24 protein-coding genes are annotated in these 23,634 nt (G+C 45.0%); 14 read left to right on the top strand and 10 right to left on the bottom strand.

Annotated features, from left to right (window positions below):
- Nucleotides 1-32 precede the first annotated feature (32 nt).
- The gene (locus PREMU_RS06050) at nt 33-425 is read left to right on the top strand and encodes a DUF1573 domain-containing protein (protein WP_007573908.1); all 393 of its coding nucleotides are present in this window, start codon (nt 33-35) and stop codon (nt 423-425) included.
- Between the two features lie 68 nt (nt 426-493).
- Nucleotides 494-1,960: an SLC13 family permease gene (locus PREMU_RS06045; protein WP_007573907.1), complete on the top strand. Its 1,467-nt coding sequence runs from the start codon at nt 494-496 to the stop codon at nt 1,958-1,960.
- 60 nt (nt 1,961-2,020) lie between these two features.
- Here PREMU_RS06045 and PREMU_RS06040 read toward each other — a convergent pair whose 3' ends face one another.
- Nucleotides 2,021-2,881, bottom strand: a complete 861-nt coding sequence (locus PREMU_RS06040; RefSeq protein WP_007573906.1) for a patatin-like phospholipase family protein — start codon at nt 2,879-2,881, stop codon at nt 2,021-2,023.
- A gap of 92 nt (nt 2,882-2,973) precedes the next feature.
- Here PREMU_RS06040 and PREMU_RS06035 point away from each other — a divergent pair, with 92 nt between their 5' ends.
- Complete coding sequence (locus tag PREMU_RS06035) at nt 2,974-4,377, top strand: aminopeptidase P family protein (protein ID WP_007573905.1); 1,404 nt, start codon at nt 2,974-2,976, stop codon at nt 4,375-4,377.
- 26 nt (nt 4,378-4,403) lie between these two features.
- Here the strand turns inward: PREMU_RS06035 and nspC are convergent, their stop codons facing one another.
- On the bottom strand, nt 4,404-5,561 hold the full coding sequence (nspC, locus tag PREMU_RS06030; protein WP_007573904.1) for a carboxynorspermidine decarboxylase: 1,158 nt from the start codon (nt 5,559-5,561) through the stop codon (nt 4,404-4,406).
- 117 nt (nt 5,562-5,678) lie between these two features.
- Here nspC and PREMU_RS06025 point away from each other — a divergent pair, with 117 nt between their 5' ends.
- A complete protein-coding gene (locus PREMU_RS06025; RefSeq protein ID WP_007573903.1) occupies nt 5,679-6,620 on the top strand; it encodes a ribose-phosphate pyrophosphokinase in 942 nt (313 codons plus the stop codon).
- A 60-nt stretch (nt 6,621-6,680) separates the two neighbouring features.
- Here PREMU_RS06025 and PREMU_RS06020 read toward each other — a convergent pair whose 3' ends face one another.
- From PREMU_RS06020 to rfbC, 5 genes are read right to left on the bottom strand one after another with little or no spacing between them, the layout of a single operon-like run.
- Nucleotides 6,681-7,226, bottom strand: a complete 546-nt coding sequence (locus PREMU_RS06020; protein WP_040558689.1) for an RNA polymerase sigma factor — start codon at nt 7,224-7,226, stop codon at nt 6,681-6,683.
- An 18-nt stretch (nt 7,227-7,244) separates the two neighbouring features.
- Nucleotides 7,245-8,840, bottom strand: a complete 1,596-nt coding sequence (locus PREMU_RS06015; RefSeq protein WP_007573901.1) for a L,D-transpeptidase family protein — start codon at nt 8,838-8,840, stop codon at nt 7,245-7,247.
- Complete coding sequence (locus tag PREMU_RS06010; RefSeq protein WP_007573899.1) at nt 8,812-9,120, bottom strand: hypothetical protein; 309 nt, start codon at nt 9,118-9,120, stop codon at nt 8,812-8,814. The genes PREMU_RS06015 and PREMU_RS06010 overlap by 29 nt, the downstream gene beginning before the upstream one ends.
- A 21-nt stretch (nt 9,121-9,141) precedes the next feature.
- Nucleotides 9,142-9,942, bottom strand: coding sequence for a DUF4738 domain-containing protein (locus PREMU_RS06005; protein ID WP_007573898.1), 801 nt, complete (start codon nt 9,940-9,942; stop codon nt 9,142-9,144).
- A 19-nt stretch (nt 9,943-9,961) separates the two neighbouring features.
- The gene (gene rfbC, locus PREMU_RS06000) at nt 9,962-10,513 is read right to left on the bottom strand and encodes a dTDP-4-dehydrorhamnose 3,5-epimerase (RefSeq protein ID WP_007573897.1); all 552 of its coding nucleotides are present in this window, start codon (nt 10,511-10,513) and stop codon (nt 9,962-9,964) included.
- Nucleotides 10,514-10,636: 123 nt separating this feature from the next.
- Between rfbC and PREMU_RS05995 the strand changes: the two genes are divergently transcribed.
- Genes PREMU_RS05995 through PREMU_RS05985 form a run of 3 tightly spaced genes read left to right on the top strand, consistent with a single transcriptional unit; the run spans nt 10,637 to nt 12,842 of the window.
- Nucleotides 10,637-11,704: an HU domain-containing protein gene (locus PREMU_RS05995; RefSeq protein WP_083819221.1), complete on the top strand. Its 1,068-nt coding sequence runs from the start codon at nt 10,637-10,639 to the stop codon at nt 11,702-11,704.
- 31 nt (nt 11,705-11,735) lie between these two features.
- Nucleotides 11,736-12,272 carry an FHA domain-containing protein gene (locus PREMU_RS05990; protein WP_007573895.1) on the top strand — a complete coding sequence of 179 codons (537 nt, stop codon included), beginning with the start codon at nt 11,736-11,738 and terminating at the stop codon, nt 12,270-12,272.
- 3 nt (nt 12,273-12,275) lie between these two features.
- A complete protein-coding gene (locus tag PREMU_RS05985) occupies nt 12,276-12,842 on the top strand; it encodes an AraC family transcriptional regulator (RefSeq protein WP_007573894.1) in 567 nt (188 codons plus the stop codon).
- A 131-nt stretch (nt 12,843-12,973) separates the two neighbouring features.
- On the opposite strand, the gene cdd is transcribed toward PREMU_RS05985, so the two are convergent.
- Genes cdd through PREMU_RS05970 form a run of 3 tightly spaced genes read right to left on the bottom strand, consistent with a single transcriptional unit; the run spans nt 12,974 to nt 15,600 of the window.
- Nucleotides 12,974-13,462: a cytidine deaminase gene (cdd, locus tag PREMU_RS05980; protein ID WP_007573893.1), complete on the bottom strand. Its 489-nt coding sequence runs from the start codon at nt 13,460-13,462 to the stop codon at nt 12,974-12,976.
- Nucleotides 13,459-14,892 carry a choice-of-anchor Q domain-containing protein gene (locus PREMU_RS05975; RefSeq protein ID WP_040558062.1) on the bottom strand — a complete coding sequence of 478 codons (1,434 nt, stop codon included), beginning with the start codon at nt 14,890-14,892 and terminating at the stop codon, nt 13,459-13,461. Before PREMU_RS05975 ends, cdd begins: the two co-directional genes overlap by 4 nt.
- A gap of 45 nt (nt 14,893-14,937) precedes the next feature.
- Nucleotides 14,938-15,600: an HAD family hydrolase gene (locus PREMU_RS05970; protein ID WP_007573890.1), complete on the bottom strand. Its 663-nt coding sequence runs from the start codon at nt 15,598-15,600 to the stop codon at nt 14,938-14,940.
- A gap of 112 nt (nt 15,601-15,712) precedes the next feature.
- On the opposite strand from PREMU_RS05970, the gene rsmG reads away from it, so the two are divergent.
- From rsmG to PREMU_RS05935, 7 genes are all read left to right on the top strand, one after another.
- Nucleotides 15,713-16,339, top strand: coding sequence for a 16S rRNA (guanine(527)-N(7))-methyltransferase RsmG (gene rsmG / locus PREMU_RS05965; protein WP_007573889.1), 627 nt, complete (start codon nt 15,713-15,715; stop codon nt 16,337-16,339).
- 24 nt (nt 16,340-16,363) lie between these two features.
- Nucleotides 16,364-17,014, top strand: a complete 651-nt coding sequence (locus PREMU_RS05960) for an MBL fold metallo-hydrolase (RefSeq protein ID WP_007573888.1) — start codon at nt 16,364-16,366, stop codon at nt 17,012-17,014.
- Nucleotides 17,015-17,067: 53 nt separating this feature from the next.
- Nucleotides 17,068-17,655: a crossover junction endodeoxyribonuclease RuvC gene (gene ruvC / locus PREMU_RS05955; RefSeq protein ID WP_040558685.1), complete on the top strand. Its 588-nt coding sequence runs from the start codon at nt 17,068-17,070 to the stop codon at nt 17,653-17,655.
- 39 nt (nt 17,656-17,694) lie between these two features.
- On the top strand, nt 17,695-19,179 hold the full coding sequence (locus tag PREMU_RS05950; protein WP_007573886.1) for an ATP-binding cassette domain-containing protein: 1,485 nt from the start codon (nt 17,695-17,697) through the stop codon (nt 19,177-19,179).
- Nucleotides 19,180-19,200: 21 nt separating this feature from the next.
- Nucleotides 19,201-20,937 carry a bifunctional metallophosphatase/5'-nucleotidase gene (locus tag PREMU_RS05945; RefSeq protein WP_007573885.1) on the top strand — a complete coding sequence of 579 codons (1,737 nt, stop codon included), beginning with the start codon at nt 19,201-19,203 and terminating at the stop codon, nt 20,935-20,937.
- A gap of 3 nt (nt 20,938-20,940) precedes the next feature.
- A complete protein-coding gene (nudC, locus tag PREMU_RS05940) occupies nt 20,941-21,756 on the top strand; it encodes an NAD(+) diphosphatase (protein WP_007573884.1) in 816 nt (271 codons plus the stop codon).
- Between the two features lie 128 nt (nt 21,757-21,884).
- Entirely contained in the window at nt 21,885-23,576 is a 1,692-nt protein-coding gene (locus PREMU_RS05935) for a putative transporter (protein ID WP_007573882.1), read from the top strand.
- The last annotated feature ends 58 nt before the right edge of the window (nt 23,577-23,634 follow it).

Raw genomic sequence — 23,634 nt, 5'->3', positions numbered from 1 at the left:
AGAGAAAATAAAATAACAAATGAATCTCTAAAATGAAAAGATTTCTTTTAACTACACTTATGTTTGTAGCCGGTCTTACGCTGACTTTTGCGCAAGCAAAAATCACGTTTGACAAGCTCTCGAGCGACCTGGGGACATTCTCTGAGAATGACCCTGTACAGCAATGCACATTTACTTTCACAAACACTGGCGACAAGCCGCTTATCATCAATCAGGCAGTGGCAAGCTGTGGATGCACAGTACCAAAGTACACGAAGACACCCGTCAAACCAGGAGAGAAAGGAACCATTACTATTACCTACAACGGTAAAGGAAAGTTTCCCGGTCACTTCAAGAAAACCGTAACGGTGAGAACCAATGGCATTCCGGAAATGACCCGTCTCTATATTGAAGGAGTCATGACCGAAGCTAAAGATTCAAAGTAGTCTCTTCTGCTTCTTCTCCAACTGTTTCATCCTAAAAACTAACTTTTTACCAAAATATTATTATACCTATGCAAGAGACAGTCAAAAACGCCTTGACCGGACATTTTAACAAGAAAAAAGCCTTTTGGTTTTTCCTGACCGCATTGGTGACACTCATCGTTTGGAATCTGCCATCAGGTGTTTTCGGAATCGAAGGCCTTACAATAGTACAACAGCGTGTCATTGCAATTTTTGTCATGGCTGTTATGCTATGGCTCACAGAAGCTATTCCGGCATGGGCTACATCTGTCACAATTATATTTGTCCTCCTTTTCTTTGTCAGCAACTCTTCGTTCAAGTTCATGCAGGGATCAGAGGGTAAATATGGCCAGTTTCTCGATTCAGTGGGCATCATGGCTTGCTTCGCAGACCCCACAATTATTCTGTTTCTTGGTGGTTTTATTCTTGCGATAGCAGCCACCAAATCTGGTTTAGATGTTTGGATGGCCAAAACAATGATTAAACCTTTCGGAAAAAGAAGCGAGAATGTTCTTTTAGGGTTTCTGCTCATTACTGGAATCTTTTCCATGTTCATTTCCAATACTGCCACCGCAGCCATGATGCTAACCTTCCTTACCCCCGTTTTCAAGGCTTTGCCAGCTAACGGAAAAGGACGCATAGCCTTAACGATGGCTATTCCAATAGGAGCCAATCTCGGTGGTATGGGAACTCCTATAGGCACTCCTCCAAATGCCTTTGCTTACAAGGTATTGAACGATCCTACAGGCATGAATATGGATATCAGCTTTGGACAATGGATGGCAGTAATGGCCCCGTTGGTGATCATTTTACTGATTATTGCATGGTTTCTGCTTCGCAAGCTTTTCCCTTTCTCTCAGAAGACGATTGAATTGAAGATTGAAGGCGACATGCAACATAATTGGCGCACGGTAGTTGTAGGCATCACATTCATACTGACTATTCTCCTTTGGATTTTCGGTAAGAAAATCGGTGTCAATGCCAATACCACTGCCATGCTTCCCATCGCCGTGTTTGCATTCACTGGTGTTATCACCGCCAAAGATCTGCAAGCAATTGATTGGGGTGTCATCTGGATGGTTGCAGGAGGCTTTGCCTTAGGTTTGGCCATGAACGGAACCGGCCTGGCTAAAGCAGCAGTAGAATCAATACCTTTCGGAGAGTGGAGTCCAATTGTCATCCTGATGATCGCAGGACTCGTTTGCTACTTCCTCTCTAATTTTATCAGCAACACGGCTACAGCAGCCTTACTCATCCCTATTCTTTCTGTCGTATGTGATGGAATGGGTAATAAACTGAGCTTAATCGGGGGCAGCTCAACCATCCTGATAGGAATAGCCGTTGCTGCATCGGCTGCCATGTGTCTTCCCATTTCCACACCACCTAATGCCATCGCCTATTCAACGGGACTTATCCAGCAAAAGGATATGGCAAAATCTGGAATACTGATTGGTGTCATTACACTCATCTTAGGATTCAGTTTGCTAATCGTCGCTGGAAAAGCAGGAATACTTTAAGGCTATATATAATAAAGGTATAATAAAGGGAGGGAAAGGAAATGCTATTATTGTGTATCCCTACCCTCTTTTTAGAATTTCATTCTGAGTACAGAATTCTTCTCCAAGTTTGAAACCTTCCTCATAAAGATGCTCAAGCTTAACAGTATCCTTTTCTATTCGATGAACTTCCATGGGATTCATTGGGCGGATCACAGTTATCAGTCCGTCACGCTCCATATCTTCAACCATCTGAAGCTGTTTGTTATAGGCTTCTATCCGATGGCTCAAAGCTACACGTAAGCGCGGATAACTACGATAGATGAAAGGAGGCTGTTTACGGTCTCTCCCTGATTCCCTGAAGCCGTAATTTCGTGTGGTGACAACTACATTGAAGGCATGTCCTGTCTCCTGCGCTCTCTTTATGGGGATAGAGTCAATGATACCTCCATCCAGCATCGGCCGTCCGTCAATCCATGTCACTTTACTCACATAAGGCAGAGAGCTGGATGCTCGCGCAAGGTCACAGGTGCGTTGGCGGTCATGAGTTTCAGTAAGATATTCACTACGTCCAGTAATACAATTTGTTGTAACCACCTCAAATCCAGCAGAATGCTTGAAGAACTCGTCGTAATCGAATGGGATAAGCTCGTTGGGGAAACGGTCATACAAAAGTCTCTGGTCAAAGATACAACCCTGAGTCACAAGATGACGCAAGCCGATGTAATCGTATTTGGCAAGAAAATCTATGTTTGATAGCCGTGCTCGTCGAGGTTGATGAGAGACATAGCTCATACCATTGCATGCACCTGCCGAAACGGCAACAATATAGTCAAAGTACACACCGTGTTTCATAAAGGCGTCCAGTACTCCACTGGTGAATACACCACGCATGCCGCCACCTTCAAGCACCAAGCCCATAGAATGAGGATCAATCTGCATATAAAAAGTGTTATTTTGTTTGCAAAGTTAAGACTTTTCTATTGAAGTTTCGTAACTTTGCCACGAAAACTATTAATAAAAGCATTCATATTATGTTCAGCAAAGAAACCTACATCAATCGCCGCGCAAAGCTGAAGAAGCTTGTTGGCAATGGCGTAATCCTTCTTTTTGGTAATAACGGAGCTCCTGCCAACTTCCCCCACAACACATATTATCCCTTTCGTCAGGACTCCTCATTCCTTTACTATTTCGGTCAGCAGCGAGACGGCCTGGTCGGAGTAATCGATGTCGATAATGATATTGAGACTCTCGTTGGCGATGACATCAGTATTGACGACATCGTATGGTATGGTTCGGTGGACAGCGTTCACGACATGGCAGAACAAGTTGGCGTAAAGAACTCTGTCCCCATGAAAACACTGAAGACTCTCTGTAACGATGCCATGCGTCTTCACAGAAAGATTCATTTTCTCCCACCCTACCGCGCTGACATCAAGATCCAAATCTTCGACTTGCTTGGTATCCATCCTAACCAACAGAAGGAAAGTGCTTCTATGGACCTTATCAAAGCCGTCGTTAAGATGCGTTCCACAAAGACCCAAGAAGAGATTGACGAACTTGAGAGAGCTGCCATCATTGGGTACAAAATGCATACCACAGCTATGAAAATGTGCCGTCCGGGAGTCGTGGAGAAGGAAATAGCCGGTGCCTTAGATGGGATTGCCAACAGTATGGGATCTATGGTTAGCTTCCCCACCATTCTTTCACAACATGGTGAGATTCAGCACGGAGCTCCGTCCATGAGCAAGCTGCAGGCAGGAAAACTAATGCTGTGCGATGCCGGTGCCGAAACCATGGATCACTACTGTTCTGACAATACACGTACAACACCTGTCAGTGGTCATTTTGACCAAAGACAACTTGAGATCTACTCCATCGTTGAGGCTGCTCACGATTATGCACTCTCTGTTGCAAAGCCAGGTGTCAAATGGTGGGATGTGCATTTCGGTGTTTGCCGACTGATCACAGATCGCCTCAAAGAGATCGGACTGATGAAGGGCGATACAGAAGAAGCAGTAGCAGCCGGTGCTCACGCCATGTTTATGGTACACGGTTTAGGACACATGATGGGAATGGATGTTCACGACATGGAGTCGTTCGACCAAATCAATGTAGGTTTTGACGATGAGGTCCGCCCCAACCTCGAGCAATTTGGTACTAACTGCCTGCGTATGGGTCGCCGCCTGCAAGAGGGCTTCGTCGTGACTGATGAGCCAGGGATCTATTTCATACCTGCACTCATTGACGATTGGAAGGCCTCCGGGCATTGTAAGGAGTTTATCAACTTCGACAAGCTCGAGACTTATAAAGACTTTGGTGGTATCCGCTTGGAGGACGACCTGCTTATCACTAAGGATGGATGCAGATTTATTGGAAAGGATCGTATCCCCTATCATCCAAAGGATGTAGAGGAGTTCATCGCCCAATATAGATAAACCATAATATTCGGGAGCCGGTTGGTTTAATCCATCCGGCTCTTATAGTCTTCATAGGTATACTGACGGAGAAGGCTAAGGCTTCCGTCAGCCTTAGCCAACATAATGGATGGATGTGAAATACCATTAAACATATTCGTCTTCACGGTAGTATAGTGGAGCATATCCTCAAAAATGATATTCTCCCCAATCTCCAACTCATGATCAAATTGCCAGTAGCCCATGAAATCACCGCTAAGGCATGAGTTTCCACCTAATCTATACACATGCTCGCCAATGTTTTCATCTATAGTTTTGGCAAACCTCACAGTAGGTTTGTACGGCATCTCAAGACAGTCTGGCATATGGCAAGTAAAACTGACATTGAGAATAGCTGTCCTTATCCCTTTATCCTCAACGATATCAACAACTTGGCTCACTAATGATCCAGCCTGCCAACCGAAAGCACTACCCGGCTCCAGTATGACCTTCAACCAAGGATACCGTTTGTGAAAACCATGAAGCGTATCGACGAGCAGTCTGGGGGCGTAATCATGTCTTGTCATGAGATGCCCTCCTCCAAAATTTATCCATTCCAGTTGGCAGAACCACTTTGAGAAAATTAGCTCGATATGATTGAGTGTCCGTGCGAAGACGTCAGCTCCACTTTCACAATGACAATGACAATGGAATCCTTTTATACAGCTTGGCAGACGTAGCGGAAGCTTGTCGGCAGTAATGCCAAAGCGGGTACCCGGGGCACAAGGATTATAAATAGCTGTCCCCACCTCACTATATTCAGGATTGACTCTAAGGCCAAGACTCAATGAGGGATTAGCGTTTAGTGCCTTTTCGACATAACGCTCCATTTGCGTCAAAGAGTTGAAGGTCATATGACTGGAGCACCGCGCTATCTCTGCTACCTCATAGTCAGTATAAGCAGGGGAAAAAGTATGAGTAGGACTTCCGAATTCTTCCCGTCCGAGCCGTGCCTCATAAAGAGAGCTTGCAGTCGTTGCATCAATATATTCCCGAAAGATAGGGAAAGTCTTCCACAACGCATATGCCTTAAAAGCAAGGATGATTTCTACGTCAGCGGCCTGTGCAACACTGTGAATCAGTCTCAAATTTTTTCTTAATCTGCTTTCTTCTAAAATGTAAGCAGGAAATGACAATCCTTTAAAAGTATTCAAGTCAAAGTTCATATATTCTATACCATCATCCGTTTTTTGTGCAAAGATAATTTTTATTTTCCTATTTTATTGCTAATTTGGTGAAAAATTAATACTTTTGCAGCACACTTCTATTATAATACCACAACAATGAGTGAAGAAAAAAACTCTTTCCTAGTGTTCTCCGGCACTAACACCCGTTATTTGGCAGAAAAGATATGCCAAGAGTTAGGATGTCCTCTGGGAAATCTTGTCGTAACCAGGTTTTCTGACGGAGAGTTTGCAGTTTCGTACGAGGAGTCTATTCGTGGAAAAGATGTATTCCTTGTACAGAGCACATTTCCTAATTCCGATAACCTCATGGAGCTACTTCTGATGATCGATGCTGCCAAGCGGGCTTCTGCAAATCATGTTATTGCCGTCATCCCTTATTTTGGATGGGCACGGCAGGATCGGAAAGATAAGCCTCGTGTAAGTATCGGCGCTAAACTCGTTGCCGACATGCTGTCAGCCGCAGGGATTGACCGATTGATTACCATGGATCTCCACGCAGATCAGATTCAAGGCTTTTTCAATGTACCTGTAGATCATCTCTATGCAAGCAACATTCTGCTCCCATACGTGCAGAGCCTTCACCTTGAAGATCTTGTGATAGCATCTCCCGACGTAGGCGGTTCGAAGCGTGCCAACACATATGCCAAGTATTTAGGCTGCTCACTTGTTTTGTGTAACAAGACACGCGCACGCGCCAATGTGGTAGAGAGCATGCAGATCATTGGTGATGTAAAAGGTAAAAATGTAGTTATCGTGGACGATATGGTCGATACTGCCGGCACCATAACCAAAGCCGCGAATATCATGTTGGAAGGTGGCGCAAAGAGTGTGAGGGCATGTGCCTCACACTGCGTAATGAGTGGTCCGGCCTCCGAACGCGTTCAGAACTCTGCGTTGGAAGAAATCGTGTTTACTGATTCCATCCCTTACACACAACGCTGCTCTAAAGTCAAGCAACTCAGTGTTGCAGGGCTTTTCGCTGAGACCATTCGCAGAGTTGTAGACAAGAAGAGTATCAGCTCACAATATTTAGTATAACATATTCCACCACTATTTGTCAAGAAGCCACAGTTATCCTTAACTATGGCTTCTCGCATTTCAAGAATCTTCAATCATACTTCTGATTTTTTTCATGGCAAGATGATAGCTCGCTTTTAAGGCACCCTCTGATGTGCCGAGTATTTTACTGATTTCTGAATACTTCATCTCATCATAATATCTCATTGTGAAAACAGCGCGCTGCACTTCCGGCAGACGGGCAATAGCCTCTTGAAGACGTGCTTGTGCTTCGTCGCCGTCAAAATACTCATCGGCCATAAGCTGGTGGGCAACATGACTGGCCTGTGGAGAATCCAGGGGATCCGTACTTCTCGAACGCCTCAGGAAATCAATGGCTTGATTGACGGCTATACGGTATATCCACGTTGAGAACTTTGCTTTCCCCTCATATTTATCAAGATTGGTCCAGGCCTTTACCAGCGTCTCCTGCAGGATATCGTCAGCATCCTCATGAGACAAGACTATATGCCGAATTTTCCAGTAGAGAGATTCCACTATGCCCCCTACTAAACTTGAGAATGCCCGCTCCCGCATTTTGGGATCTGAAAGCAGACTTATTAACCGCTTGTCTTCATTTTTCTCCACGTGCGCTGAGCCCAAATACTATAAATAGTTCTTCAAGTAATTATAGATGATGGCATCATAGCTGTAAATGTCCTTATACGAATGCAGAACACCATCAAGATCTGGATAAAGCGTATAATACCAAAGATAGACCGGAACCGCTGGCTCAACTTTAATATTTCCGATGAGCATACCACGCTTTAGCGTATCAGAGACCTGTCGCTGATGTGGCGACAAGTCACCTTTCTGCTTACCCAAAGGCGACACATCAGCATTCATCGAATACCAAATCCGACTCTTAATCTTACTGTTACCCTCCGTTAAAAGAAAGACGGCAAGCTCATAAGGCTTCTCAACCCTAACGCAGCCATGACTGACATCCCTGTCATCTTGCCCAAAAATCGCTTTTGAAGAAGTGTCATGGAGATAAATCGATAAACCATTATTGAAACGGAAAATGATTCTTCCAAGGGCATTGCCTTCTCCACCTTCCTGGATAGCAAGCAACCTGCCACTCAACAATTCGTCAGCCGACGCATTCGCCGGACTCACATTCTTCCCTGTGGCACGATCCCGAATAAAATAGTGGCGCGAGGCAAACCATCCTACGTTACCAAGATGGGGTACGATGGCCTTCCTCACGATGCTTTTGGGCATCACCCATTGAGGATTAATATCCATTCTGGCAATAAAACTGGAGAGCAGTGGCGTCTTTGTTTTAACGGCTCCACATCCTATCCGCATGGACAGGGCACGATCCTTATCGACTGCAGTAAGATGGAGAGAGGGCAGATTAACGAGCACATATTTGTCATGTTGCCAAGGATAATCATGAAGGCGCCACCGGCTCCGTTCAAGATTCACAAGCAATAATCGATTTCCGATAACGCGGGCAGAATCATTGTTAAGTGTTTTCTTGAACTTCTCATAAAGCACCGATTGAGGCTCACAAGCGTTGAGAAATTCGGAAAGATTCTCATTACGAACCTGATACAGAGCCTTACGAAAAAAGCGTGATTCCGGCCTCGGACTCTCAAGTGCATAAAGTTGATGAAAGGAACCGGCAGACTCGGCTGTTTCTTCAATCGGATCAAGCCGATTGAGAAGATTGTTAGGATTTGTATATCCAAACCGCTGACCGGCAGCAAAGCGAAATAGTGCCTTTGTGAGATTATATTCCAACCGTGCATAGACCTTACTCGAAGGGTTCTCCTTGTCAAAAGAGAGCCTATGAACCCGCTCTAAATCATGTTCTATCTCCGGAATCCGGAACTTCTTCGGGTTGAATCCAATGCTCTTGATTTCCTGCAGCCTGACGAACAGGCTGTCTGCTTCATTACTGACCCCTCTACGGCTAATCCATACAAAAGCCCCGTGCCCATCGTAATACTTCCTTGCATAAAAGTCGCTTAAAGTACTGTCGCTGTCATTGCCCACCATTGTCTGCACTTCCCGCTTGATCTTGGTATAAGACAATCGAGAATAAGGGACAGACAATGAATCATAATAAGAAAGTGATAGTTTTTTGTTTGGATTATGTAGCCTGTCATGACAGGACGACAAGCAGACTGCCACCATCAGTCCTACTGTAGTAGCCAACAATCCGTCACGCCACAGCGATTTTCCTGACCACATTACCCACTTTTATAATATAGCAACCATGCAGGAGATTTAAATTCCAACTTTTATCATCACTGTCAATCTTTTGGCACATCACCCTTACTCCTGTGATGCTATATACGGACAGCGTGAGACCTGCGCCTCCCGTTACCTTAAGTGTTGAGCCAGAAAAATAGACGTTGACAACAGAAGCCGTGCTTTCTATCGACTGGAGATTGAACATTGTCTCGGCCTTCACTCCACAAGGCATCAGAATCAATCCCAACAGAATTATTATCAGTAAATGTTTTTTCATAAGCATTCATTTTTAATTGACTTACTTCAAGGAAATCTTCAAATGTCCATTATATGTAACCATGACATCAACCTGATAACTACCCATGCTATCTTCCGGTTTGATCAACGAGGCGGTGTAATGAATACCTTTTTCATCACAACGGTCAAATGTCATGTCACTCAAAATGCTTTCTTTGAGAAACTGAGGTGGAACCCATTTAGAGAACTGCCGTTTGTTGAAATCGCCTCCAAACAATTTTGTAGCATTATGGTACACATTTAAATTGATGATATTGTCGTAATAAATATTGTCCACCTCTACCCCATCATCATTATAAGTTGGACTGATCACTTTATAAGTCGTAGGGTTCACTTGAACATAACAGTGATAGCGCTCACCATTTTCTATAACAACGGTATCCCGTTTGATGAGTTGGTTTTGATTGATTGGCAACGGGCGCTTCGCCGAGAAGGAAGAGGCATCATCGGGATCATCACTCAAGACGCACCTTACCTCATCACCATTCTGGTTCTTAAAAATAAAGAGATGACGTGTCTGTTTGACAATAGGATATTTTGCCAAGTTGGCACCATGCATAACCAAGGTGTCATTTATAATTTGGAAATAAACCGGCTGAGAAGTGGAATCTGGATAAAAGATCGTATCGCCCTGGGCTTTGAATGCCACATCTTGTTCATCCTCATCCACCCAAATGCCTTGAAGCATTTTCTTGGCGGCAAAATCTTCTTCTACCGTCTCTGGCTTTCCACCACCCTTTCGACAGGACGCCATCCCCAGCACACAAAGCATTGATATCAGTATCAATCCGGAATATCTCATAGCTTCTTATCTACCGCGTTTATTCAAAGATATCAGCATCGGAAAAGCTTTTGCCCCTCAGGTCCTTCTCACTGGTAACGACATCCTTAGGGGCTATGGGCCAATCAATTCCCACCGTCTCGTCGTTCCACCTGATGCTTGCCTCATACTGAGGAGCATACACATTGTCAACCTTATACGTGAAAATAGCCTCTGAACTCAAGACAAGGAAGCCATGGGCAAACCCTCGGGGAATAAACAGCTGCCGCTTGTTCTCTTCAGACAGCTCAACCATCACATACTTACCGAATGTCGGTGATGACTTTCTTAAATCCACAGCCACATCCAGCACACGACCTTTTATCACACGGACAAGCTTGGCTTGAGAAAACTCGCCTTTCTGATAATGAAGTCCTCTGAGTACGCCATAGGATGACTTTGATTCATTGTCCTGGATAAACTCCACATGATAGCCTATATGGGCGTCAAAGTCGGCTTGTTTCCACACTTCAAAGAAGTAACCCCGCGCATCGTCAAAGACCTTTGGACTGACAGTCCAAACTCCCTCTATTTCAGTCTCCTCGTAAATCATCTATTATAAAAATACTCTCAGTCTTTTAGAATTGGTACAAAGATAACAAACTATTTCCTAACTAACAACTCTTGACGATATTATTTTTTTTTTAATAAAAATGGCATCTTTTTTTTGGATGTTATGCCTCTTTTCCCTAATTTTGCAACAGTGAATGAGATTAGCAGACATATTGAAATATTGCTTTTGAGCAACGATTGTGTCATTGTACCCGGCTTTGGCGGGTTCATGGCTTATGATGTCGATGCGCGGAAAGATTCGTCGGACGGAAGCATTCTTCCGCCTATACGGAGCATTGGTTTCAATCCCAAAGTTACGTTTAACGACTCTCTTCTGGCCCAGTCATATGTGGAAGCCTATGATATCAGCTATCCAGAAGCCGTAAAGCTGCTCGAACATGATACCGACGAGCTTAAGCAACTCATTTCCAAAAACGGTTCTTTTGAATTCAATGGCATTGGCATCGTCAGCTTAAACGCTGACGGAAACTATGAGTTCGCACCATGCGAAGCCGGACTGCTTACACCACAGCTTTACGGACTCGGAAGTTTCAAGATCAAGACGCTTGAGAAAATAAAGACCATGTCAACGGAATCCAAAGCAGGATTCTCCCTACCTGGGAAAGCATTGCCTTCAGATCTTGACAAGGAAGAAGAGAAAAACGAAGACAACATACAACATAGTGCACGCCTTGTCGCTCTGTGGAGAAATATAGCCGTGGCATGCATTGCTGCCATGCTTTTTATTCTCATTCCCTCGCCTCTCGTCAACAATGCACAATTAGCGGAAAATCACATCGACTACCAGTTGCTTGATAAAGTAATGCCCCAAGAAATGACAGAAGGGCATGCCGCTGTCAAAGAAGCCATAGAGAGTAAATCAGAGAAAAGCAAGATAGCTGCTCGTCAGACGGAAGAGGACAGCCTACAGGTCAAACAGCATAGCACTTCTTCCTCAAGCAAAGGCAGATTTTCAATCGTCGTAGCAAGCCATGTGACACGACTCAATGCAACATCTTATCAATCAAATCTTTCCAAGCGTGGCTTTAAGGATGTCTTTATACATCGTGGAGCTCATTTGAAAGTACTGATGGGACACTACATTTCACGTGAAGCGGCAATAAAAGCCCTCAATAAGCTCAATGATAAAGAGGAGTTTGCGGGTGCATGGGTGATTGAATTAAATAGTTGAGCCTTGCTCATTTCCATATAATTAGTTGATAATGAAACGCGTGCGATGCCCCAAGTGTGATGAATTCATCACATTTGATGAAACGAAATACAACAGTACGTCAACACTCATTTTTACTTGTCCCTATTGTGGTAAGCAATTCGGCATACGCCTGGGCTCATCAAAAGTGCGCCCGCGGCAAGATGATGAGAACCCTGAAGAAACAGCCAAAGCCAATGGTACAGGTTGCGGAAGTATCACGGTTATCGAAAATGATTACTGCTACAAACAGATCCTTCCACTTAAAATGGGAGACAACACTATAGGGCGATACATGAAAGGCAACAACATCAGCATACCCATAGAGACCGGTGACCTCACCATGGACATGCTTCACTGTATCATTAATGTATCTCGCAACAAACGGGGAAAACTGATATACGTGTTGCGTGACGGGCCTTCCAATCATGGTACTTTTCTCAACGGTGAGCGCATCGCCCCGAAGGAAAGACGGACCTTGGACAATGGTGCCATTTTCAATATCGGTGTTACCACCATCATTTTGAATACAGAGCAGAAAGAAGATTAATATATGATCTCAACCATCTATGTGAAAAACATGGTCTGCGACCGGTGTATCATGGCTGTGGACAAGACACTCAGAAAGCTGGGATTGGATCCGGTCGATGTCAGGCTTGGCAGTGCAGATATCAACGGCTCATTGAGCGATGAGCAACGGGAACAGCTCAAGAAAGGCCTGCAAGCTATAGGGTTTGAATTGCTTGACGACCAAAACAAGCGCACGATAGAGCTGATAAAAAAGGCAATCATTGAGCTTGTACACTACAATGACAATTATTCCACCGTCAATATCTCCGATTTCATTTCCGACAAGTTAAGGCAAGACTATTCCTCTCTATCCAAGCTTTTTTCCGAATACGCTTCCAAAACGATTGAAAGATACTACATGGAGATAAGAATAGAGCGGGTCAAGGAATTGCTGACCTACAGAGAGCTCACTCTGTCACAGATCGCGCTGAAACTGAATTATTCAAGTGTAGCTTATCTTTCAAGCCAGTTCAAGGCTGTCACTGGGATGACCACCAGTCAGTTTAAGAAGCTTCAGGGCGACAAAAGAAAGAAACTCGATGAAATCTGATTTATGATAGCCGCAATACCTTTACGGTACAGGCACGGTGTGTCTACGGTGTAAGGGTAACGCGATTACAGTGTAAAGGCAATGCGATTACAGTGTAAAGGCAATGCGATTACAGTGTAAAGGCAATGCGATTACGGCTCAACTTGCAAATCTTCGTCTACGAACGACAGGGGCAGTAAGTCTCTGATCGATTCAAAACGATAAATACGACTGGTCCCCGAAAGCAGGATTTCAACCGGTTGGTGGTATCGAGACTCTATCTGCAGAATGACCTGGCGGCAGGAGCCACACGGCGAAACAGGCATCTCACGCAGTCCCTTGGCATCGCTTGCTGCAATGGCGAGCATCACGATAGGCTGATCAGGGTAATTGGCCTGAGCCGCAAACACTGCCGTGCGTTCAGCGCAAAGCCCTGAAGGAAAGGCGGCATTCTCCTGATTGGCACCGACAACCACCTGTCCGTTCTTCAATAAGACCGCTGCCCCCACATGGAAATTGCTATAAGGCGCATAAGAGTTTCGGGTAGCCACGCGCGCTTTTTCTACAAGAAGCTTTTCATTGTCTGTAAGCTCATCAAACGAGCAAGAGTCATAGCTGCTCTCAAAATGTAATCTGTTCATTTGGCCTTGTGTTTATCGGTTTCGTATGCACCAATATCCGGCTTATCATCTCTTACGTTCCCGTCATGGTCATCGACTGGAGAGGTGGAAGCGTCTGCCTTGTCGACAGCCGCCGATGTCTCTTTCAGATGAAAGTCATATATCAGTTTGTCTATATTTATCAGTTTAAACTGGCTCTTCCCCATCGTGGTCGTATCCTTAAGGTTTTCAAACACAACATCCACGAATCTTGTACTATCGGCCAATACCGGCTCCTGCATCCGCAATATACTGTGACTGAACCGCCAGTCAGCAAGTGAATCGCTGATAGTCAAGTCAACAACTCGATCCGCATAACCCGTGATGAGAGAATTGTTGACGTGAAGTCTTCTCAGATCTTTGCTGACATCGGCATAGAAGGCAACTCCCCGTCCGCTGTCAAAGGGATAAAATTGTGCAATGGTAGAACTGTTGATATCTACAATGCCACCATCAATACTGACACAATCACCCAGCGTATTCGTTATCTGAGAGTTAATAATTGATGCATCTGCGTGAGACACCTTCAGCCCTACTCCCTGACAATTATGGATGGTCGAATGGCTGATGAGAATCTTCTCTTTGTCAAGATCAGAAGAATCAGCCACCACACCATTGAAGGTGCCGTGAATGTCAGCATGCAACAGTCGATTGCCAAACGATGAAGGGAAGAATCGGATGCCCTGCCATTGTCCAGGGGTACGGTCGTAAGGCAGGTCACCAAGCATACGGTCAATGCGATCCCCCCGCATGACGACATTATTTCCCGCGACTCCCTGACAGAGCAACCGACCATAAACAGAAACACCGGCATTGTTATGGAAATAGAGCGTGGTGCCTGCTGCTATTGAGAGCACTGCGCCGCTATCCACTTTCAATCCATCATAGATGACAATGGGCGTAGCACTGCTGATCGTAGTGTCTTTAGTAACTGTGAGACCATGCAGCAGTTCGGCATTCCATGCCCACGCGTTAAGACATATCTTCTGCTCCGTTCCATTCTGCAAAGTAAAGGTGAGAAAATCCTCTTTCTGTTGAGGAGCAGATTGCGAAGCTGTTGGCAAGGTTACCTCTACATAGATTCTCAAGCTATCCTTATTCCTCAATTCCAGTTGGGATACCTGCCATTGATTTGCCTCACCGAGGTAGATGCCATCGACATTCACCCTGAATCCAGATGTGCCTCCATTCTCCTGCCTGACATCACAAAGAAGTCCATTGCCCGACTTGTTATAGATCCACATAGACCTCGCCGACGACGGGACATTACTAAACACCGTGTCAAGCTTCAGTGTATCGGTGGAAAAAGAGAGTTGGTCTGTCTTAGAAGCCGTAAAAACACTGTCGTCGGCACAGCCATACAACAAGGCGACGACAAGAGACGACAACAAAAGATGGATGGTTTTTCTCATAATCAGGTCAACTGGTCCTTAAGAAGATTCTTCTCGAAAGTCATATCAGAGAACGAAAAGAGAGCTCATTTTATTGTATCTTTCTTGAGCTGTCTTGTTTTCAGAAGGCAAATAGTCGCGGACCACGATGTCAGCATATTTGGCTACGACCTCTTCAGAATTAGTCGTGGCAAGTCCTACACAGTACAATCCGGCACGCCTAACGGCTTTCAACCCATTGATGCTATCCTCGAAACCAACACACTGATTCGGCTGTAAGCCAAATCGTTCCGCAGCCTTCAGATAACAATCCGGGTCTGGTTTACTGCGCTCGAAATCCTCACTCGTCAAGATAACGTTGAAAAAGTCTTTAAATTCAGGATGTACTTTATAGACATTTTCCATTTTCTGCATATTACTGCTCGTCACCACTGCGGTCTTCACACCGGCTGTCTTCAGCTTACTGACAAAAGTTGTGATCCCGGGCACATAGTCGTAAGTCATGGCACTTTCAAAGTCATTCAGCGCTGCTGTAATGACTGATTGCGTCTCAACCTGGTTTGAAAAATATTTGTCATAGATTTGAACAAGGGTGGAGCCTTTAATCTCATCCGCGAAGTGAGGATGAGATGGAAAATAACGCTTCCCCACTCGCCCCCAAAAGACCGTGTATTGAGCCTCGGTATTGACTACCACTCCATCCAAATCAAACAATGCTGCTTGATACATATTATTATAGATGCTTTTTTCTTTCGATGCTTACAAAATCAACCTTTCGCTGCAAAGTTACGATAAAAAATAGTAACTTTGCATCAATAAGCAGAAAAACAACCCTCAGGTTATGGATTTAATCACAAAATATTTTTCCAGGCTCAGTGAGGAGCAACAATGGCAGATAGACGCTTTAGACAAACTTTACCGTGACTGGAATGCGAAGATCAATGTCATTTCCAGAAAGGATATCGATAACCTTTACCTCCACCATGTCCTCCACTCCCTTGCTATCGCCGAAGTCATCCGCTTTCGTCCCGGCACACACATCCTTGACTTCGGATGCGGAGGCGGTTTTCCTGGGATTCCACTCGCTATTCTTTTCCCGGACTGCTCGTTCAGGTTAATCGATGGAACCGGCAAAAAAATCACTGTGGCAACAGAGGTCGTCAAGGCTATCGGCCTGAAGAATGTAAGCGTTGTCCACCGCCGCGGTGAGGACGAGAAAGACGATTTCGACTTTGTTGTCTCCAGAGCTGTCATGACCTTACCTGAAATGGTGAAGATAGTAAGGAAGAATATTTCCAAAAAAAATCAGCATAATGCCCTGCCTAATGGTATCATTACTCTAAAAGGTGGACAATTGGACAATGAATTGAAACCTTTCCGCAAGATCGTGCAGGTAACACCCATCTCTGACTTCTTCGAAGAGGACTGGTTCAAGGAGAAGAACATAGTCTATCTGCCAGTGTACTGACCTTTCTGCCAAAATAATAAGAAGATGCTAAATATCCAAAGATTTATCTGCAATCCGCTGCGCGAGAATACCTATATAGTTAGTGACGAGAGCAAGGAGTGTGTCATCATTGATTGTGGAGCATATTATGAGCCTGAAAAAGAGGCTATAAGAGAGTATATAAAAAGTAATGGTTTAATGCCGAAGCACAATATCGCCACCCACGGACATGTCGATCACCATTTAGGCGACAAGTTCATTTTCGACACATGGGGTCTGAAGCCTGAGGTAGCTACTGCCGATCAGACCTTCATCAAGCGGATGCCTGAGCAGGCTCAAGCCATCTGCGGATTGGAGGGACTGACCGACGACGACTTCGTCTCGGTGGGCAGATGCCTGGACGGAAGCGACACCATAGACTACGGGAACCATTCATTCACTATCTTAGAAACCCCTGGTCATTCCCCTGGAGGACTCACTTTCTATTGTGAAAATGAGAAAGTGGCATTTACCGGCGACACTCTTTTTCGCGGCTCCATCGGCCGTACTGATTTTGAGGGCGGATCAATGTTCCTGATGGTGATGAGTCTGCGCATGCTTTCCCAGCTCCCCGACAATGTTCGTGTTCTCCCCGGTCATGGACCGGAGACGACTATAGGCCTCGAAGTGGCGGGCAATCCTTATCTGGACAGATAACTTATCCACAAATTAGGCAACACATTCATGAAGAGGGAAAAATTGTGAATAACATTCGTGGTGAGAAAATCATATTAGGCATTGATCCTGGTACCAATGTAATGGGTTACGGTCTGTTGAGAGTCCTGGGAAACAAAGCTGCCCTCATGGCCATGGGGGTCATCGACATGAGACGGGAACGCGACCCTTATCTGCGACTGGGAAAGATTTTTGAGCGGGTAACCGGAATCATTGACGAGTACTTACCTGACGAAATGGCGATCGAAGCTCCATTCTTTGGAAAAAACGTGCAGTCGATGCTTAAACTGGGTCGTGCACAGGGAGTAGCTATCGCGGCGGCTATCCACCATGACATACCCATTCATGAATATGCGCCGCTTAAAATTAAAATGGCGATTACTGGTCAGGGACAGGCCTCCAAAGAGCAGGTGGCAGGAATGTTACAACGACTGTTACAGATCAAGAAGGAGGAAATGCCGAAATTTATGGATGCTACCGACGCACTCGGCGCAGCTTACTGTCACTTTCTACAATTGTCCTCTCCGGAGACCTCCGCAATGCATTACGGATCGTGGAAAGACTATGTGAGAAAAAATAGAGAGCGGCTATCATCAAAGAATATTATAACAACTTCAGAATGACATGTGACGGTCTCTTCTTGATAAAATAATTTTTGAATAATGTGCAGATCTATTATCCAGATTAAGGATGGTGTAGTTCGTATGCCTGCATGGCGCATGGCCGAGCCCGTGAACTTCACGACAAATGCCGGTGAACACATAGCTATCGTAGGACCCAATGGTGGTGGAAAGACTATGTTGGTCAATATTCTCACAGGAAGTCACCCGCTGCTGATGCAGGACCCCGTTTATGATTTCACGCCAAGCTCCAAGAAAAGCGTGGCAGACAATATCAAATACATTACTTTCCGCGATGCCTATGGCGGAGACAATGACCGTGCATATTATCTTCAACAACGATGGAATCAAACCGAAATTGATGATCAAACTCCAACCGTTGAAGACAAGCTTGATGCAGCCTACACCATGACAGGCGAAGACAACAGCAGCCGACAGGCACTCAAAGAAAAACTTTATGACACGTTTCAAATGCGCCCATTGCTTGACAAGCACATCATATTACTGTCAAGTGGAGAGTTGCGGAAGTTAAAGCTTACGGAGACACTTCTTTCCCAGCCACGCGTACTTATCATGGACAATCCTTTCATCGGTCTTGACGCAAGTACGCGCGAACAATTGAAGCAACTCTTCGCCAATATCGCCAAGGAAAATAAGATACAGATCATTCTTGTCCTTTCTAAAACGGACGACATTCCACAATTCATCACGCACGTTGTGGAGGTGAGAGATATGAAGGTAGGCCGGAAAATGCCACGTGACCTCTACATCGCCTCACAGCCATCCATCCCCCCATTCATACTCAGTGAAGGAAAGGCCAAAGCCATTATCAACCTACCCTATAATAATCATGAATATCACACCTGCGAAGTGGCAAAGCTACACCATGTCTGTATCAGTTATGGCAACCGTACCATTTTGAAAGACCTTGACTGGACGGTACTCAATGGTGAGCGATGGGCACTCAGTGGGAAAAATGGCACTGGCAAATCAACACTCTTGAGCCTTATTTGTGCAGACAATCCTCAGAGCTATGCCTGTGACATCTCCCTTTTTGGTATTCCCCGAGGGACAGGAGAAAGTATCTGGGATATCAAGAAACACATTGGCTACGTCTCCCCCGAGATGCACAGAGCGTACCAGAAAGACCTTTCTGCCATACGAATCGTGGTAAGTGGGTTGAAAGATTCTGTCGGACTCTACACCAAGCCCACCAAGGATGACATTTCTATATGTCAATTCTGGATGAATATCTTCGGACTGGAAGGCAAAGAAGAAACTTCTTTCCTAAAACTTTCAAGTGGAGAGCAACGCCTTGTGCTGCTGGCCCGCGCATTTGTCAAGGACCCCGAGCTGCTGATTCTCGACGAGCCTCTGCACGGACTTGACAACAGCAACCGAGTACTTGTAAAAAATGTCATAGATACTTTCATGCAGCGGCAAAACAAGACACTTATCATGGTGACTCATTACGAAGAGGAACTGCCTACTTGCATTGACCATCGAATTAAACTGATCCGACATTAATTCATCAAGAAGCATTATAAAATGAAGAAACTTATCTTTTCACTCTTGCTTTTCTCAGCAGCTTTCTGCTCTGCTAAACCGAAAACTCTCAAGCTACGCATTATTCAGACAAGTGATGTGCATGGATCTTTCTTCCCTTATGACTGGCTTGAGCGCAGGCCAAAGGCTGGCAGCATGGCAAGGGTGTCAACCTATGTAAATCAGTTACGAAAGCAATACGGGAAAAACATCATTCTCCTTGACAACGGAGACATCTTGCAGGGTCAGCCTGTAAGTTATTTCTCCAATTATATTGATACTACCGATATGAACATCGCGTCCCAGGTGGTCAATTACCTCCATTATGATGCCGTGACCATTGGCAATCATGACGTGGAGCCTGGACACAAAGTCTACGACAAGTGGATATCTGAGCTCAATATGCCAGTGCTTGGTGCCAATGTAGTCAATACCGCTACAGACCAACCTTATCTGAGGCCCTATACGATCATCAAGCGACAAGGTTGCAAGATAGCAGTCATGGGATTGCTAACTCCAGCTATTCCCAATTGGCTGTCAGAAAATATATGGAGTGGTTTACGCTTTGACAATATGGTGACTACGGCAAAACACTGGATGAAGGTCATCAAGGAAAAAGAGAAAGCAGATATTGTAGTCGGCCTTTTCCATTCCGGAAAGTCTGGAGGAATCACTACACCGACTTATGAGGAAGATGCCTCTGAGAGAGTGGCAAAAGAAGTCGCGGGCTTCGATCTTGTGCTCTTCGGGCATGACCATACTCGTCATCTTGATCGCGTCGTGAATGTGGCCGGAGACACCGTACTCTGCATAGATCCTGCAAATAACGCCATCACGGTAGCCGACGTCAACGTCACACTGGAAAAGGTAAAGGGTACGTGGAAGATTATCCGCAAGGACGGTCAACTGAAAGATATTACCAAGGAGCCTATAGACAAAGACTTCATCTCACACTTCCAGCCATATATCGAAAAAGTAAACAGCTTCACGAGCGAGAAAATTGGAGAATTCAAGCATACTATCACAACAGCTGACAGCTATTTCGGGAACTCTGCGTTCAACGATCTCATCCTCAATCTTGAGCTTCAAGTCACCCAGGCAGACATAGCCTTTAACGCTCCCCTCTCTTTCGACGCCACAATCCACTCTGGGCCAGTATATATGAGTGACCTGTTTAAGCTTTATAAATATGAGAACCTGCTCTATGTCATGCGCCTCCAAGGAAAGGAAATCAACAAGTACTTGGAAATGAGCTATGACTTATGGATGAATACTATGAAAAAACCTGACGACCATCTCTTACTTCTCGACAGTACCACTAACGGTGATGCCCAAAGAATGGGATTTAAAAATTTATCATTCAATTTCGACTCTGCAGCTGGTATTGATTATACAGTAGACGTGAGTAGACCCAATGGGCAAAAAGTCAAGATACTTAAGATGAGTAACGGTGAGCCTTTTGACCCTAACAAATGGTACAGAGTCGCAGTCAATAGCTACCGTGCCAATGGAGGTGGCGAATTACTGACCAAAGGGGCCGGAATTCCAAAAGATTCATTAAATAGCCGGATCATCTGGCGGTCAAGCCACGACCAGCGATATTACATCATGCAAGAAATAAAGCGGCTCAAAGTGCTTGACCCACAGCCTAACCACAACTGGAAAATCATACCCGAGGAATGGTCGCGCGTAGCAGCTGCGAGAGATAGGCAATTGCTTTTCGGGAACAAACACTTTTAATCCATGACCTATTATTTTATTTTCTCTAAGACCGCCCTACTCCTCGAGCGACAGGCTGACGGCAGTTACACCATTCCCTGCACTGAGGATATACCTGTCAAGACGCAGCCTTGGCCTCACATCTTGACTGTCAGTCCCATGGAAGATGGAACGGAGGTCAAGACTTTCAATGTCAATGACCTTGAGCATTTAGTGATAATCTCCGAAAGCTTGAGAAATGATGGTTATGATTTCATAGGCTTGCGCGAATCATTCTACCTCATCCCCACAGAACTTTATCTCAAGGCTGGCAAATGTCAGGAACTGCTATATTGGGATTACAACACACAGTTTTGCGGCGTTTGTGGTGCACCTATGAAAATGCACACCGACATATCCAAACGATGTACACAATGCGGTAAAGAAATTTGGCCACAACTTGCCACAGCCATCATTGTATTGATCCATAAAGATAATAAGGTATTGCTTGTTCATGCCAAGAATTTCAAAAGCGACTTTTATGGATTAGTGGCAGGCTTTGTAGAGACAGGGGAGACGTTGGAGCAGGCTGTTAAGCGAGAGGTAATGGAGGAAACTCAACTTACCATAAAGAATCTTACCTATTTCGGCTCGCAGCCCTGGCCTTATCCCTGCGGCTTAATGGTGGGCTTTATGGCTGAATATGCTTCGGGAAATATCAGACTGCAACACTCAGAGCTCTCAACTGGCGCATGGTTTCGTTATGACCAACTGCCGAAAATACCACAGAAACTGAGCATTGCACGGCGAATCATCGATAAGTGGCTTGAACAATATGGAGTAAAAAGCTCTCAGCCTTAAGAAAAAGAACCATTTTCAACGATGGTTACGATAAAAAGGAGTAACTTCGCACTAACTTTTATCAAGCTTGTTTCATCTTTATCCAAAAACAAATCATCAATTGATATTATTTTTCTATTTTATAAGACATGGACTGGTTTATCAATCTTTTCACGACACAGGACACTGTCGCTCACATTGTGTTGCTGTATGGCATCGTAATAGCATGCGGAGTGTTGCTTGGAAAACTAAAAATCGGAGGCATCTCTCTCGGTGTGACCTTCGTCTTGTTCTGTGGCATTTTGGCAGGGCATGTAGGTTTCACCGGACCGACATCTATCCTTAACTTTCTGCAAGATTTCGGACTTATCCTGTTCGTCTTCTGCATCGGCTTACAAGTTGGTCCTGGATTCTTCGAGAGTTTCAAAAAGGGAGGCATAGCACTCAATGGATTGTCTACGGTGATAATCCTCCTTAATATCCTCGTGATGTTTGCGTGCTATTACATTTTCTTCGACACGTCCAACAAGATGAACCTTCCCATGATGATTGGCGTACTCTTCGGTGCCGTAACCAATACGCCAGGTCTCGGTGCTGCTAATGAGGCTCTCAATTCAGTATTCACCAACGGGCAGGTCCCCCAAATAGCCAATGGTTATGCCTGTGCTTATCCTCTCGGTGTCCTTGGCATCATCGGTGCCACCATTCTTATCCGCTACATTACAAAGACGGACATCAAGAAAGAGGAAGAAGAGCTTGAAGCAGAAGAAGCCGCCAATCCTCACGCTAAACCAAAAGTTCTTACACTTGAGGTTAGCAATACATACCTTGCCGGCCGCACACTCATGCAAGTTTGCGAATTCCTTGGCCGCGATATCGTCTGTACCCGATTACTCCACAATGGCAATATAACTATTCCCAACAAGAATACGACGTTTGAAGTTGGCGATAAGGTTCATATCGTGTGCGCTGAGGCCGATACAGAAGCCATCAAAGCTTTTATAGGTCCAGAGACAGATTTTGAATGGGATAGTGCAAAAGACACACAACCGATGATCTCTAAACGTATCATTGTCACGAATCCAAAGATGAATGGAAAGACGCTTGGCAAAATGCACTTCTCTTCTGTTTATGGAGTCAACATCACGCGCATCACCCGACAAGGAATGGATCTTTTTGCCTCTCGCAATCACCACTTCCATATCGGAGACCGCATCATGGTAGTAGGCCGGGAGGAAAATGTGAACCGAGTAGCGGAGCTCATGGGAAACTCTGCCAGAAGGCTCAACGTACCAAATATCGCCACCATCTTTATTGGTATCGTCATAGGCATTCTCTTTGGTAGCATTCCTATCGCTATACCGGGGGTGCCTGTGCCTTTGAAGCTCGGTCTTGCTGGCGGTCCTTTAATTATCGCCATACTCATTGGCAGGTTCGGTTATCGCATCAAACTCGTCACTTATACAACAACTTCCGCCAATATGATGCTACGTGAGATGGGACTGGCTCTCTTCCTTGCCAGCGTTGGTATCAAGGCTGGAGCCGGATTCGTAAATACAGTTGTACAGGGAGACGGACTTCTTTATGTACTCACGGGCTTCCTCATAACCATTATCCCCATTCTGATCATTGGTCCGATCGCAAGATGGAAATTTAAGTTTAACTACTTTACTATCATGGGAATGATAGCCGGCACTTACACTGATCCCCCTGCATTAGCATACGCCAACGCAAGTTGCTCTAAAGAGGCCCCTGCTATCGGCTACTCTACTGTTTACCCGTTATCAATGTTCCTACGCATCTTTACCGCTCAGATTTGCGTACTGTTCTTCTGCGGATAACTTAGCAGCACGATCCTAAATTCAATAAATAGACAGGCACAATCATCAAAGATGTGTC

It is taken from the genome of Hallella multisaccharivorax DSM 17128, from assembly GCF_000218235.1.
Lineage (GTDB): Bacteria > Bacteroidota > Bacteroidia > Bacteroidales > Bacteroidaceae > Prevotella > Prevotella multisaccharivorax.
The sequence above is the reverse complement of the archived record's forward strand: the minus strand, read 5'-3'. Positions and strand labels throughout refer to the sequence as shown.

What these genes read in the sequence shown, in the direction of transcription:
- PREMU_RS06045 (WP_007573907.1), top strand. Translation starts at nt 494, where the DNA reads ATGCAAGAGACAGTCAAAAACGCCTTGACCGGACATTTTAACAAGAAA.
- PREMU_RS06015 (WP_007573901.1), bottom strand. Translation starts at nt 8,840, where the DNA reads ATGTGGTCAGGAAAATCGCTGTGGCGTGACGGATTGTTGGCTACTACA.
- PREMU_RS06005 (WP_007573898.1), bottom strand. Translation starts at nt 9,942, where the DNA reads ATGAGATATTCCGGATTGATACTGATATCAATGCTTTGTGTGCTGGGG.
- PREMU_RS05985 (WP_007573894.1), top strand. Translation starts at nt 12,276, where the DNA reads ATGATCTCAACCATCTATGTGAAAAACATGGTCTGCGACCGGTGTATC.
- PREMU_RS05970 (WP_007573890.1), bottom strand. Translation starts at nt 15,600, where the DNA reads ATGTATCAAGCAGCATTGTTTGATTTGGATGGAGTGGTAGTCAATACC.
- PREMU_RS05990 (WP_007573895.1), top strand. Translation starts at nt 11,736, where the DNA reads ATGAAACGCGTGCGATGCCCCAAGTGTGATGAATTCATCACATTTGAT.
- PREMU_RS05950 (WP_007573886.1), top strand. Translation starts at nt 17,695, where the DNA reads ATGTGCAGATCTATTATCCAGATTAAGGATGGTGTAGTTCGTATGCCT.
- nudC (WP_007573884.1), top strand. Translation starts at nt 20,941, where the DNA reads ATGACCTATTATTTTATTTTCTCTAAGACCGCCCTACTCCTCGAGCGA.
- PREMU_RS06010 (WP_007573899.1), bottom strand. Translation starts at nt 9,120, where the DNA reads ATGAAAAAACATTTACTGATAATAATTCTGTTGGGATTGATTCTGATG.
- PREMU_RS06035 (WP_007573905.1), top strand. Translation starts at nt 2,974, where the DNA reads ATGTTCAGCAAAGAAACCTACATCAATCGCCGCGCAAAGCTGAAGAAG.
- PREMU_RS06050 (WP_007573908.1), top strand. Translation starts at nt 33, where the DNA reads ATGAAAAGATTTCTTTTAACTACACTTATGTTTGTAGCCGGTCTTACG.
- PREMU_RS06040 (WP_007573906.1), bottom strand. Translation starts at nt 2,881, where the DNA reads ATGCAGATTGATCCTCATTCTATGGGCTTGGTGCTTGAAGGTGGCGGC.
- PREMU_RS06025 (WP_007573903.1), top strand. Translation starts at nt 5,679, where the DNA reads ATGAGTGAAGAAAAAAACTCTTTCCTAGTGTTCTCCGGCACTAACACC.
- PREMU_RS05945 (WP_007573885.1), top strand. Translation starts at nt 19,201, where the DNA reads ATGAAGAAACTTATCTTTTCACTCTTGCTTTTCTCAGCAGCTTTCTGC.
- PREMU_RS05995 (WP_083819221.1), top strand. Translation starts at nt 10,637, where the DNA reads ATGCCTCTTTTCCCTAATTTTGCAACAGTGAATGAGATTAGCAGACAT.
- rsmG (WP_007573889.1), top strand. Translation starts at nt 15,713, where the DNA reads ATGGATTTAATCACAAAATATTTTTCCAGGCTCAGTGAGGAGCAACAA.
- nspC (WP_007573904.1), bottom strand. Translation starts at nt 5,561, where the DNA reads ATGAACTTTGACTTGAATACTTTTAAAGGATTGTCATTTCCTGCTTAC.
- cdd (WP_007573893.1), bottom strand. Translation starts at nt 13,462, where the DNA reads ATGAACAGATTACATTTTGAGAGCAGCTATGACTCTTGCTCGTTTGAT.
- PREMU_RS05960 (WP_007573888.1), top strand. Translation starts at nt 16,364, where the DNA reads ATGCTAAATATCCAAAGATTTATCTGCAATCCGCTGCGCGAGAATACC.
- PREMU_RS05975 (WP_040558062.1), bottom strand. Translation starts at nt 14,892, where the DNA reads ATGAGAAAAACCATCCATCTTTTGTTGTCGTCTCTTGTCGTCGCCTTG.
- PREMU_RS05935 (WP_007573882.1), top strand. Translation starts at nt 21,885, where the DNA reads ATGGACTGGTTTATCAATCTTTTCACGACACAGGACACTGTCGCTCAC.
- rfbC (WP_007573897.1), bottom strand. Translation starts at nt 10,513, where the DNA reads ATGATTTACGAGGAGACTGAAATAGAGGGAGTTTGGACTGTCAGTCCA.